This window comes from Celeribacter arenosi, from assembly GCF_039539485.1.
GTDB classification, from domain to species: domain Bacteria; phylum Pseudomonadota; class Alphaproteobacteria; order Rhodobacterales; family Rhodobacteraceae; genus Celeribacter; species Celeribacter arenosi.
The window spans coordinates 555,750-567,344 of record NZ_BAABDF010000007.1 but is presented as its reverse complement, the minus strand read 5'-3'; the positions used below and the strand labels follow the sequence as shown (position 1 = coordinate 567,344).

Annotated in this window: 12 protein-coding genes; 4 read left to right on the top strand and 8 right to left on the bottom strand. The window is 59.8% G+C overall.

Translation table 11 applies throughout. From position 1 onward, the window contains the following. Positions 1-4: 4 nt before the first annotated feature. The 3 genes from ABD815_RS10415 to ftsY are packed head-to-tail and all read right to left on the bottom strand — an operon-like array spanning position 5 to position 2,817. A complete protein-coding gene (locus tag ABD815_RS10415; protein WP_344847002.1) occupies positions 5-907 on the bottom strand; it encodes an EamA family transporter in 903 nt (300 codons plus the stop codon). 6 nt (positions 908-913) lie between these two features. After that, complete coding sequence (locus tag ABD815_RS10410) at positions 914-1,345, bottom strand: hypothetical protein (RefSeq protein WP_344847000.1); 432 nt, start codon at positions 1,343-1,345, stop codon at positions 914-916. Then, positions 1,345-2,817 (bottom strand): signal recognition particle-docking protein FtsY, encoded by a 1,473-nt coding sequence (gene ftsY, locus ABD815_RS10405; protein WP_344846998.1) that lies wholly within the window; start codon positions 2,815-2,817, stop codon positions 1,345-1,347. The genes ABD815_RS10410 and ftsY overlap by 1 nt, the downstream gene beginning before the upstream one ends. Positions 2,818-2,962: 145 nt before the next feature. Between ftsY and ABD815_RS10400 the strand changes: the two genes are divergently transcribed. Together ABD815_RS10400 and ABD815_RS10395 are read left to right on the top strand one after the other, a co-directional pair. Continuing rightward, positions 2,963-4,006 carry an alkane 1-monooxygenase gene (locus ABD815_RS10400; RefSeq protein WP_344846996.1) on the top strand — a complete coding sequence of 348 codons (1,044 nt, stop codon included), beginning with the start codon at positions 2,963-2,965 and terminating at the stop codon, positions 4,004-4,006. Positions 4,007-4,061: 55 nt separating this feature from the next. After that, positions 4,062-4,460 carry a hypothetical protein gene (locus tag ABD815_RS10395; protein WP_344846995.1) on the top strand — a complete coding sequence of 133 codons (399 nt, stop codon included), beginning with the start codon at positions 4,062-4,064 and terminating at the stop codon, positions 4,458-4,460. Positions 4,461-4,470: 10 nt separating this feature from the next. Here the strand turns inward: ABD815_RS10395 and xseA are convergent, their stop codons facing one another. Then, complete coding sequence (gene xseA / locus ABD815_RS10390; protein WP_344846993.1) at positions 4,471-5,898, bottom strand: exodeoxyribonuclease VII large subunit; 1,428 nt, start codon at positions 5,896-5,898, stop codon at positions 4,471-4,473. Between the two features lie 101 nt (positions 5,899-5,999). On the opposite strand from xseA, the gene purD reads away from it, so the two are divergent. Continuing rightward, positions 6,000-7,271: a phosphoribosylamine--glycine ligase gene (purD, locus tag ABD815_RS10385; protein WP_344846991.1), complete on the top strand. Its 1,272-nt coding sequence runs from the start codon at positions 6,000-6,002 to the stop codon at positions 7,269-7,271. A 159-nt stretch (positions 7,272-7,430) separates the two neighbouring features. On the opposite strand, the gene purU is transcribed toward purD, so the two are convergent. The 3 genes from purU to ABD815_RS10370 all read right to left on the bottom strand — a co-directional run bounded on the left by purU (position 7,431) and on the right by ABD815_RS10370 (position 9,501). Then, positions 7,431-8,315 carry a formyltetrahydrofolate deformylase gene (gene purU / locus ABD815_RS10380; protein ID WP_344846989.1) on the bottom strand — a complete coding sequence of 295 codons (885 nt, stop codon included), beginning with the start codon at positions 8,313-8,315 and terminating at the stop codon, positions 7,431-7,433. Positions 8,316-8,446: 131 nt separating this feature from the next. After that, positions 8,447-9,178, bottom strand: coding sequence for a VCBS repeat-containing protein (locus ABD815_RS10375; RefSeq protein WP_344846987.1), 732 nt, complete (start codon positions 9,176-9,178; stop codon positions 8,447-8,449). Next, on the bottom strand, positions 9,178-9,501 hold the full coding sequence (locus tag ABD815_RS10370) for a 2Fe-2S iron-sulfur cluster-binding protein (RefSeq protein WP_344846985.1): 324 nt from the start codon (positions 9,499-9,501) through the stop codon (positions 9,178-9,180). Before ABD815_RS10370 ends, ABD815_RS10375 begins: the two co-directional genes overlap by 1 nt. A gap of 178 nt (positions 9,502-9,679) precedes the next feature. Between ABD815_RS10370 and ABD815_RS10365 the strand changes: the two genes are divergently transcribed. Next, positions 9,680-10,036: an OB-fold nucleic acid binding domain-containing protein gene (locus tag ABD815_RS10365; RefSeq protein ID WP_344846983.1), complete on the top strand. Its 357-nt coding sequence runs from the start codon at positions 9,680-9,682 to the stop codon at positions 10,034-10,036. 52 nt (positions 10,037-10,088) lie between these two features. Here the strand turns inward: ABD815_RS10365 and ABD815_RS10360 are convergent, their stop codons facing one another. Further along, complete coding sequence (locus ABD815_RS10360) at positions 10,089-11,549, bottom strand: Do family serine endopeptidase (RefSeq protein WP_425549857.1); 1,461 nt, start codon at positions 11,547-11,549, stop codon at positions 10,089-10,091. Between the last annotated feature and the right edge of the window lie 46 nt (positions 11,550-11,595).

Below are 11,595 nucleotides of genomic sequence, written 5' to 3'. Positions count from 1 at the left end.
CTTTTCATCCACCCACTTCCACTATCACAGCGCCCGCTGCGATCAAGGCCATGAGCGCAAACCGCCGTGGCCCGACTTTTTCTCCGAGCACCAGCCAACCGATAAGCGCGGCAAACACCGTCGATGTTTCGCGCAGCACGGCAGCCTCGCCGACTTTGTCGAGCCGCGTCGCCATCATGACCGACCCGAAGGAAAAGAACGCAATGATCGCGCCGAGTATTCCGCGTTTGATCAAAGGTGCCAGATCGGGCTTTTCGACCAGCGTACGATACCGCAGCGTGGCGATAACCGGCATCACAAAGCTGTCGATCAGAAAGAACCATGCCAGAAACGTAAATGGGTTCGCCGTCGCGCGAATTCCATAGGCGTCATAGGTCGTATAAAGCGCCACGAAACAGCCCGTGAGCACCGCGAGACCAAGTGCCGGCACCATCGTTTCACGTCCAAGCGTGATCGTGCGCAGATTGTAGATCGCCAGCCCGAAAATTCCCGCCAGCAGGACAGCTACGCCCATCCATTGGGGCAGTGTGAAGTGTTCACCGAATACCAGCCCAGCACCGATCACGGTGAACAGAGGGCCTGTGCCCCGCACGACCGGATAGACTACCGTGTAGGCCCCATAGGTGTAGGTATAGGCCTGCGCCAGTTTGTAGCAAACGTGGATAACGAAGGCGCCTGCGAGAATCGGCCACATATGCGGCTCCGGCCACGGGACAACGAACAGCGCGATTGGCAACGCCATGAGGCCGTAGGAGGCGTCAATCGCACCGCGCGATAACCACGGATCGTGGCGGCCCTTCTGGAGGGCTCCGAAAATTGCGTGGAGAAATGCGGCGAGCAGCGCAAGAGCAAGGGCGAGTTTGTGACCGGCTTCGGTTCCCTCAAGCCCTATGATCCATTCGCTCATCGCGACCTATGCCTCGAAGGTCGGCAAGCTGCTGAACAAGCTATCAAAATCCGCGTATGGGTTGGGCACGAGGCGACCGTCGGCGCCCTCGATGAATTCATGGTCGATTTCGAACGCCCCGTCTTTCAGGAGCGCCTCTTCGAGCGAAAACACCAGGAAATCGGTGCGGAATTCCGGATCGAACGCCATGCCCCAGATGCGCGCCGGACAATCGGCGCGATCGCGGTCAACGACAAGCATTCCGGTCCCGACGAGTTTGTCACCGCTCACCACGACCATTTCGGCGTGAAGCGCACGCCCCTCGGGCCAGTCTTCGAGAAGCTGGTCAGGGCGTTCAGCATAGTCGAGAAAAAGCCCGCGCATTGCCGCACGGCGCGCAATGGCATCGCCGCCGGACAACCAGTTGTCGGGCCCAATCGCAGGGTGGATTTCGAGCATCAGACCTCCAGCCCCGTCAACGCGGCGGCAAATTCTTCGGGATCGAACGGCGCAAGATCATCGATCTGCTCACCTACCCCAATGGCATGGATCGGCAGGCCGAATTTATCGGCAAGGCTCACCAGAACCCCGCCCTTCGCCGTACCGTCGAGTTTCGTCATCACAAGGCCGGAGACATCCGCAAGCTTCTGGAATGTGTCGACCTGTGAAACCGCGTTTTGCCCTGTCGTCGCGTCGAGCACAAGCAGCGTATTGTGGGGCGCATCGGGATCGATTTTGCGGATCACGCGAACGATTTTCGCGAGCTCTTCCATGAGGTCGGCGCGGTTCTGCAACCGTCCCGCCGTATCAATCATCAAGAGATCAGCACCGTCGGCTTTTGCCTTTGTCAGCGCATCGAATGCGAGGCTGGCGGGATCTGTGCCCTCGGGAGCGGTAAGGACCGGAACGCCTGCGCGTTCGCCCCAAACCTGCAACTGCTCGACAGCGGCGGCACGAAAGGTGTCGCCCGCGGCAATGACGACCGATTTACCCGCCGCGCGAAATTGCGACGCCAGTTTGCCGATTGTCGTGGTTTTGCCCGACCCGTTGACGCCAACCACCAATACAACTTGGGGGCGGTGGGCATAAAGGGGCATCGGTTTTGCCACAGGCTCCATGATCCGCGCGATTTCACGCGCCATGAGGCGTTTGATTTCTTCGACCGAAAGCTTTTTCCCGTATCGACCTTCGGCCATTGCGGCAGTCACGCGCATCGACGTGTCCACACCCATATCCGCCGTGATCAGCAGTTCTTCGAGCTGTTCGAGCATGTCGTCGTCGAGTGTGCGACGAACGACGGTCTTTTCCTCACGCCGGCCCAGCAGTCGTCCGATGAATCCGCGCGCAGGGGCCTCTGTTGTCTTTTCAACGAGGCCCACCAAGGATGCATCATCAACCGCCTGCGAAATCTCCGGTGCCTGTGGTGCTTCGGGAATTTCAACCGGCGCTTCGGCGGGGGGAGAATCGGAGGGGATATTTGGCTCTTCGATCGGCGTTGGTGGAACATCGACCGGCAATTCGGCAGGAATTTCCACAGGAATTTCTGCTGGAATTTCTTCTGGCACGGGCGGTAAATCGGGTTCCGGCTCTACGGATGGCTCGGTCGGAATTTCCGGCTCTTGCGCCGGTGGATTCTCCGGTAGCGGCTCCGGCGTCAGGTCGGGCGCTGGATCGGACGGGATTTCGGGTTCCGGCGCTGCGGGCACATCCGGTTCCGGCGCGGCAGGCACCTCTTCGGGCGTTGCGGGCGCTTCCGGCGTCGGTGCGGGATCGGCAGGAGTTTCCGGTTCGGGGGATTGCTCCACCGCTTCGACAAAGGCCTCCTCGGCGCCGGTTTCTTCGCCACCCTCGCTGACAATCGCCTCAAGACCCTGATCGATCTTCGAGGAGGTTTTGAACAACCGGTTCTTCAGCTTTCCGAACAGCGACATCGCATTTCACCTTCTCAATCCGCGGCAGACTTAATCCCTAATGGGACACGATGGAAGCCCCGCGACGAAAACCACGTGAACCCGTCATCGCATGAGCCTATATACCTAAATATCGAAGTACCGCGAACCAAGGACGGCCGAATACATGATGACCGCGCATACGATCCGATATTACGCCGCAGCGACGCTCGCGCCCGTAGTCCTCTTGGCACTCGGTGCTGTTTTTGGCGGGTTTTGGGCACTCCTCGGCCTTCTCTACATGACCGCCTTGGCTTACAGCCTCGATGCCCTCACCTCCTTCGTGCGCACAACCGAGAATGGCGAAGCCGAAAACGGCGATGCAAATGCCCTGTCCGTTGTGCTGGCACTCGCGCATTTCGCGCTCTTGGCGCTCGCGGTCTGGGCGCTGACGGCGGGGCATCTGGTGTTCTGGGAACGGGTTCTGGTGTTCTTTGGCACGGGCCTGTTCTTCGGCCAAATCTCGAATGCCAATGCGCATGAATTGATCCACCGCGCTGATCCAACGCTGCGCCGGTTGGGGACCTGGGTCTATATCACCTTGCTCTTCGGGCATCATGCCTCGGCTCACCCAAAGGTCCATCACCGCCATGTGGCCTCCGAGAACGACCCCAACTCTGCCCCGCTCGGGTTGAGTTTTTATCGTTTTCTGCCAATTGCTTGGCTCGGCTCGTTCACCAAAGGGCTGAATGCGGAAAATGAATTGCGCGCACGGGGCCGAGCGGATGATTTGCACCCCTATGCACTCTATATCGGCGGTGGCATCGCCTGCCTGATGGTGGCGGGCATCATCGGTGGATTTGGCGGGGTTGTGAAATACCTCCTCCTTGCCGCCTACGCGACGATGCAGCTTCTATTGTCGGACTATGTGCAACACTACGGCCTTGAACGTCGCACCGACGCACACGGCAACATCGAACCTGTAGGTCCACGCCATTCGTGGAATAGCCCGCAATGGTTCACCTCGTTTCTGATGCTCAACGCGCCGCGCCATTCCGACCACCATGCCCACCCGATGCGCCCCTATCCGGCATTGGAGCTCAGCGCGGATATGCCTGTTTTGCCGCGCTCGCTGCCCGCTATGGCAACAATTGCCCTGTATCCCCCGCTCTGGCACCGGATCATGGATCCTCGCGTCGAGGCGGTCATGGATGCGCCTAACCTTGACTAAATTGCTGTTCACAATGTGATTGGAGCGACGCGCCAGCCCATGGCATAAACGCGTCATGTTCAAAACCTTGCTTCAAACCCTTCTCTTCACTTTCGCAGCGACCACGGCGCACGCCGCTGACCCGCTGTCTGCGAGCGAATTTGATGACTACACTGTTGGAAAAACGCTCACCTTTTCTGAAGGGGGTCTGGCCTATGGGACAGAGCAATACTTCTCGAATAACCGTGTAAAATGGGCATTTGATGAAGATACCTGCGTCGACGGGTTCTGGTACGAGGAAGAGTCAAACATCTGCTTCGTCTATGAGCACGGCGGCGACCCGCAGTGTTGGCAGTTCTTCCTACAAGGAGACAAGCTACGCGCGGTATTCCAAGGCAGCAGTGGCACCGAACTATACGAGGCAGAGGCCTCGGATAGCCCCCTCACCTGCATGGGGCCTCAGGTCGGCGTTTGAGGGCGCAGCCTTAGAACAGGCTGCCTTGCTCCGGTTTTTTCTTGGGCGCTGCCTTTTTCGCGGGTTTCGCCTGCGCGGCTGCGCCACCAATCGCGACGCGACCATCGGCGAACTCGACTTCATGCATACGGGCCGCATCTTTCGCGCGCGTCACCACCCCGTTTTCAGCGTCGCGTACAACTGCATAGCCGCGATCCAGCGTCGCCTTGTAGGACAGAACTTCCAACAACCCACCACTACGATCCAATGCACTGCGCCGATCCCGCAACCGTGTCGTCGCGGCGCGCTCTAGGCCCTCTCCAAGGGTTGTGAGGCGATCCCTATGGCGACTGAGGCGCCCCTGCAGCGATACGGGTTGCAGCCGTGCGGAGACCTTTGACAGCGCCAATTGTCGCTGATGCACGCCACGGATCAATGCCTGCCCGAGCAAACTCTCGGCGCGATCGAGCCTTTGGCGCGGACCGTCCAGCAGATGCGTCGGCTTTGGCATCGCGCGCGTCAAATCGGCGAGCCGGACCTTGCGCCGCTCAATCGTATTGTCGAGCCCCCGCGCCATGCGCGCCCCCAGCTCCTGCACGCTCACCCATAATTCGCGGCGCACCGGCACAGCCATTTCCGCGGCGGCGGTCGGTGTGGGCGCACGCCGGTCAGAGGCATAGTCGATGAGCGTGGTATCGGTTTCATGGCCGACAGCGGAAATGAGCGGGATGTCGGAGGCCGCAACCGCCCGCACGACGATTTCTTCGTTAAAGCCCCACAGGTCCTCGACCGAACCGCCACCACGGGCGACGATAATCAGGTCGGGTCGCGGAATCGCGCCACCCTTTTGCAGTTTGTTGAAACCGGCGATACCAGCCGCGACTTCGGCGGCACAGTTCTGGCCCTGTACGGCGACCGGCCAAATCAGGACATGGCGGGGAAAGCGGTCGCGCAGCCGATGCAGGATATCCCGGATCACCGCGCCGGACGGCGAGGTCACGACCCCGATCACCTCTGGCAAATAGGGAATGGGTTTTTTGCGGCCTTCGTCAAACAGCCCCTCTGCGGCCAAGGCGCGACGCCGTTTGTCGAGCATCGCCATCAACGCACCCTCACCCGCGACCTCCACCTGATCGACGTTGAGGTTGTATTTCGATTGCGGACCAAAGGTGGACAACCGCCCCGTGACAATCACCTCCATGCCTTCCTCTGGCACGACCGAAAGCCCCCGCACCTGCCCTTTCCAGGTATTGCAGGACACCACGTTCTGATCGTCTTTGAGGTCGTAATAGAGATGGCCGGAGCGCGCGTGCATCACCCGCCCGATTTCGCCGCGCACACGCACCCTGCCAAAAGCGCCCTCAAGCGTCTTCTTGATCGACCCTGACAGTTCTGAAACCGTGAATTCAGGTGCGTTCGAGGGGCTTTCGGGGCCATCGTCCTCTAATAGGTCAGACATGGGCATAGTTGGGGAATAGGTCAGACATGGGCTGCTCGCGCTTGTGTCGCTTGTCCGGTGACTTTAGAACGCGCAGGAATGAAAAAGAAGGGGTCCGGCACATGAATATATTGATCTTGGGCAGCGGCGGGCGTGAGCACTCTCTGGCTTGGGCGGTGATGCAGAACCCCAAATGTGACAAACTCGTCGTGGCGCCAGGCAATGCGGGTATCGCGGCTATCGCAGACTGCGCCGCATTGGATATAAACGACGGGGCCGAAGTGGTTCAGTTCGTCGCAGAAAATGCCATCGATTTCGTCATCATCGGGCCCGAGGCGCCTTTGGCAGCGGGCGTTGCGGATGATTTGCGCGCCGCCGGTATCCTGACATTTGGCCCATCGAAGATGGCCGCGCAACTGGAGGCCTCGAAAGGGTTCACCAAAGAGATCTGTGACGCTTGCGATGCCCCCACTGCAGGCTATGCGCGTTTCGATGATGCCGAGGCCGCCAAGGCCTACATCCGCACTGAGGGCGCGCCGATCGTGGTTAAGGCCGACGGTTTGGCCGCAGGCAAAGGCGTGATCGTCGCGATGGATGAGGCCACCGCGCTCGACGCGATTGACGACATGTTTGGCGGCGAATTTGGCGCAGCCGGCGCAGAGGTCGTGATCGAGGAATTCATGGAGGGCGAAGAGGCCTCTTGGTTCATCCTGTGCGATGGAGAGAACGTATTGCCAATCGGGACCGCGCAGGACCACAAACGGGTGGGCGATGGTGACACCGGTCTGAATACCGGCGGCATGGGCGCCTACTCCCCCGCACCCGTCATGACCGACGACATTGTGCGCAAGGCTATGGACGAGATCGTCAAACCCACCGTGGCCGAGATGGCAAAGCGCGGCATGCCCTACCAAGGCGTTCTTTATGCCGGTTTCATGATCAAGGACGGCCAGCCACGTCTGGTCGAATACAACTGCCGATTTGGCGATCCCGAATGTCAGGTGTTGATGATGCGGCTTGGCGCACAGGTGCTCGATTTGCTGCTTGCCGCGGCGGAGGGACGCCTCGACACCGCTCAGGTGAACTGGGCCGATGACCACGCGATTACAGTCGTGATGGCGGCCAACGGGTATCCGGGCGCCTATCAGAAAGGGACAGCCATTCGCGGGCTCGACGCCCTGCCCGAAGATTCCATGAATATGGTTTTTCACGCAGGCACGTCTATGACGGACGGGGTTCTGGTGGCCAATGGTGGGCGCGTTCTGAACGTGACCGCGCGCGGCAACAGCCTCAACGAGGCGCGCGATCGGGCCTATGAAATGATCGGCCAGATTGACTGGCCCGAGGGTTTCAACCGGACCGATATAGGATGGCGCGCTTTAAGCCGATCTTAACCTTAACGGTTCATACAGAAGGTGTTGAAAGCACCGACCGGCTCGAATGGCCTTCCGAATCGATAAGGTGGTGCGAACGCCACGATTTCCACGTGTACACGGGAAGGGCGCGCTCGAATGGCGTGCCTTTTCTCGTTTTAGCGGATCGTTAACGGCGCCTTAGCCCATTCGCTCAGACGCGTATCCACCCGGGCTTGCGGGGAAGACCACGGTCTTATTTCCGTTGAGAAACACACGGTGGTGAATATGGGCATGGATTGCGCGTGAAAACACCTGCGCCTCGACATCGCGACCGAGAGACACGTAGTCTTCGGGGCTTTGTGCATGGGTAACACGCACCGTGTCCTGTTCGATAATCGGCCCCTCATCGAGATCGGCCGTCACATAATGCGCAGTTGCCCCTATAAGTTTCACCCCCCTCTCGAACGCCTGTTTATAGGGGTTCGCGCCTTTGAATGACGGCAGGAAAGAGTGGTGGATGTTGATGATCCGGCCCGACATCTGTTTGCACATATCGTCCGACAGGATCTGCATGTAGCGGGCCAACACGATCAATTCCGCGCCGGTTTCCTCGACCACAGCCATGATTTCGGCCTCGGCCTTGGGCTTGTTCTCTTTCGTGACCTTGATGCAATGGAACGGGATGTCATGGTTCACGACAACCTTCTGATATTCCATATGGTTCGAAATGACCGCGACGATATCGATTGGCAGCGCGCCGATCCGCCAACGGTAGAGAAGGTCGTTAAGGCAGTGCCCGAAGCGCGACACCATGACGACAACCTTCATCTTTTCGGCTTCGTCATGAATGGCCCAGGTCGCGCCGATAGATTTTGCAACGGGTGCGAACCCATCTGCGACCGCGTCCCGCGACAGGCCGGTTTCCGGCGCAAAGCTCACCCGCATAAAAAACTGCTGTGTCGCCGGATCATCAAACTGCGCGGAGTCGGTGATGTTGCAACCCAGCTCGGCAAGCTTGCCAGAGATTGCCGCGACGATGCCGCGCGTTGATGGGCAAGTGACGGTCAACACATATGAAGTCATCGGGGTACCTGCAGGCTTTGGGTCGTCATGTGACGGGGAGTTTTGTCAGATGGGTCGCCGAATGCCAGTGCAAAAACAGAGTGTTTGGCAACCAGACGGCAGAATGCGTGCGAAAAAGTTTCCCAAAGGCGTCAGTCGCAGTCCAAAAACGGCGCGAAGCTATCAGGTCCGGTATAGGGCGCGACGGGCGTAGAGACAATTTCCCCACCCGAAAGGCGGTTTTCGACAACGTTTTTCCACTTCGCATCGGCGGTGAGAATGACGGGGTACATACCGTCACAGACACGCACACCGCCCTCGATAACGGGTGATCCGAGGTGGTGATTGGTTAGTCCGGAGACGCGGGCCGTTTCGTGCAAGGTCAGCCCAGGTCCCGACCCGCGCGCCTCAACGATCACGAGCTCTTTCGCCAGATGCGGTCGGTCGACATAGGCGATGTCCATGCGCCCGTTGCCATCAAAATCGGCGATGCCTGCGATGGACAGCCACCGGTAGCGGCGCCCGATGGGGGCTGTCTCGGCCACAACGCCGAGGGTCGTGCCCAACGGGTGATCGGGGGAATCCACCTCATCAAACACACGGATCGCCGCGCCACGGTCGAAATAGGAAATGACCGTCACCAGTTCCACTGTGCCATCGCCATCAAGATCGGCGAGCCGGGGCTTCGTGTCCTCATAGACGTTGTCATATGTGCCGACGCCGAGCACGCGGTCGGGCGACAGGCGCACTTCGAGCCCGCCATATTCCCCGCCCGGGATTGCGCCGTGACCGTACACCCCGGTCGGCTCCATATACCTCGCGGACAGGATTTCGGCCCCCGCCGCCTCTGCCATCAGCATTGCAATGAGGGCGAGCCCGCGCATCAAATCTGCTTTTCGGGGATCTGGACGACGAGACCTTCGAGCGCGTCCGTGACTTTCAACTGGCACGTCAGGCGCGAACGTTCGGGATCGGGCTCGAACGCGAAATCGAGCATGTCCTCTTCCATCGGGTCGCGGGGCGGGAGTTTTTCCACCCAGTCGGGCGCGACATACACATGGCAGGTTGAACAGGCGCAGGCCCCGCCACAATCCGCGTCGATGCCCGGAATGCCGTTGTCGCGCGCGCCTTCCATAACAGTGCGCCCGTTAGGCACGTCCACGACATGTTCGGTGCCACCGAACTCGACATATGTAATTTTGGTCATCGTATTCTCTCACGTTTCGGGTCCCGTCAGGCTTATCGCGGGTTTTCGCAGGATTAAAGAGGCGAGGCGCCGAATTCACGCAGGGTTGCGTTCGAGGCATCATGTTCTATGTTTGTTCTTACCCAATGTGCAGCGTGTCATGTCGTCAATCTACAGTAAGCAAAGTCCCCACCCAAATATGTGGCCACGCCCGCCGGTGGCCATTCCACATGCGTGGCTCGGGCGTCCGCCTGCAGGGGCCCGTGTCACGGTGGCGGGGCTCGTCCTCGTGCGTCAGCGTCCGGGCACAGCAAAGGGGGTCATTTTCATAACGTTGGAGGATGAGACCGGCATCGCCAATGTGGTGGTCTGGCGAAAGATGTTTCTGGCCAACAGGCGCGCGGTTATCGCGGGGCGGATGCTACGGGTGAGCGGGAAGTTGGAGCGCCAGAACGGGGTGGCACATGTCATTGCCGAGCAGATTGAAGATATCTCCTATATGCTCGATAGCTTGTTGACCGACACGGGCCCCATCAGTTCGCCAACCGACGGCTAGACAAACGAAAAGGGCGGCCTTGCGACCGCCCTGTTCACTCGCTGGAGAAGACTTATTCGCCGACGCCGAGCGCGACGAAACGGGGCTCGCCTGCGCGGCGCACCAGAAGCAACACAGTCTTGCGACCAGCTTCACGTGCCTCCTCGACCCGCGCCTGCAGATCGCTCACGGTTGCGATTTTTTGCTGACCGGCTTCGGTGATCACGTCACCGGCCCGCAGGCCCTTGGCGAAGGCTTCCGCATTTTCATCAACTTCGACAACGGCGAGGCCGTCAGTGCCCGCAGACACACCCAACTGCTCGCGCAGCGCATCATCCAGAGGCTGCAGCGTGAGGCCCATCATCTGCATCTGCGCAGGTGCCTCAGGTTGGGCTTCGTCTGCCGGAAAGGCGACGTTTTCGGCCTCTTCACGGCGACCGAGCGTCACCGAGAGGTCGACCTCTTTGCCATCGCGGAACACCACGACATCGACTGCTTTGCCCACAGCGGTGTCACCCACGGTGCGCACGAGGCCGCGTGTGTCATCCACTTGCGTGCCATCAAAGCTCAGGATCACGTCACCGCTTTTCATGCCGGCCTCCATTGCGGGACCTTCAGGAACATCGGTGACGAGAGCACCGCGCGCGATCTCAAGACCCATGGCTTCTGCGACATCCTCGGACACATCCTGAATACGCACACCGAGCCAGCCGCGACGGGTTTCACCGAACTCGATCAACTGATCCACAACGTTGGCCACGACATTCGAGGCCATAGAGAACCCGATCCCGATCGAGCCGCCCGTCGGCGACAGGATGGCTGTGTTCACGCCGATGACTTCGCCGTCCATATTGAACAGCGGACCACCGGAGTTACCACGGTTGATCGCCGCATCGGTTTGAATGAAGTCGTCATATGCGCCCTGCAGCGCGCGTCCGCGTTGGGAAACGATCCCTGCGGAGACGGAAAAACCCTGACCGAGGGGGTTGCCCATGGCCATGACCCAGTCGCCTACGCGGGCTTCATCACTGTTGCCGAGCGTTACGAATTTCAGGGGTGTATCGGTGTCAACCTTGAGCACCGCGATGTCGGTTTTCGGGTCGGTCCCGACGAGCGTGGCGGGCAGTGTGAATTCCTCGAAAAACTCGATTTCGATTTCATCCGCACCCTCGATGACGTGGTTATTGGTGATGATGTATCCGTCTTCGGAAATCACAAATCCGGAGCCCAAGGCCGACGACCGGCGCGGCGCATTCGGCGCCTGACCATTGCGGTCCATGAAGTCACGGAAAAAATCTTCGAAAGGAGAGCCATCGGGAACGACCGGACCGGGAGTGGTGGTCGGGGCCTCTACGACGGTGGTGGTCGTGATGTTCACCACGGCCGGGCTGACTTTATCGGCCAGATCGGCAAAGCTCTCCGGTGCGCCGCGCGCATCGCCTGCCAGTGTTGCAGCGAAGAGCGCAAACGCCGCGAGCAGCGCCGTGACCATTCCGCGCATATGCCGGACGTCCGTGCCCTGATCTATCATCATGGCGTGTGCCTTTATCATTCGTTGTTCCTCCGATTGGGGCGCGCGA

Bases quoted from the DNA above. Each gene is read 5' to 3' on its own strand.
- ABD815_RS10415 (WP_344847002.1), bottom strand. From the start codon at position 907: ATGAGCGAATGGATCATAGGGCTTGAGGGAACCGAAGCCGGTCACAAA.
- ABD815_RS10410 (WP_344847000.1), bottom strand. From the start codon at position 1,345: ATGCTCGAAATCCACCCTGCGATTGGGCCCGACAACTGGTTGTCCGGC.
- ftsY (WP_344846998.1), bottom strand. From the start codon at position 2,817: ATGTCGCTGTTCGGAAAGCTGAAGAACCGGTTGTTCAAAACCTCCTCG.
- ABD815_RS10400 (WP_344846996.1), top strand. From the start codon at position 2,963: ATGATGACCGCGCATACGATCCGATATTACGCCGCAGCGACGCTCGCG.
- ABD815_RS10395 (WP_344846995.1), top strand. From the start codon at position 4,062: ATGTTCAAAACCTTGCTTCAAACCCTTCTCTTCACTTTCGCAGCGACC.
- xseA (WP_344846993.1), bottom strand. From the start codon at position 5,898: ATGTCTGACCTATTAGAGGACGATGGCCCCGAAAGCCCCTCGAACGCA.
- purD (WP_344846991.1), top strand. From the start codon at position 6,000: ATGAATATATTGATCTTGGGCAGCGGCGGGCGTGAGCACTCTCTGGCT.
- purU (WP_344846989.1), bottom strand. From the start codon at position 8,315: ATGACTTCATATGTGTTGACCGTCACTTGCCCATCAACGCGCGGCATC.
- ABD815_RS10375 (WP_344846987.1), bottom strand. From the start codon at position 9,178: ATGCGCGGGCTCGCCCTCATTGCAATGCTGATGGCAGAGGCGGCGGGG.
- ABD815_RS10370 (WP_344846985.1), bottom strand. From the start codon at position 9,501: ATGACCAAAATTACATATGTCGAGTTCGGTGGCACCGAACATGTCGTG.
- ABD815_RS10365 (WP_344846983.1), top strand. From the start codon at position 9,680: ATGTGGCCACGCCCGCCGGTGGCCATTCCACATGCGTGGCTCGGGCGT.
- ABD815_RS10360 (WP_425549857.1), bottom strand. From the start codon at position 11,549: ATGATGATAGATCAGGGCACGGACGTCCGGCATATGCGCGGAATGGTC.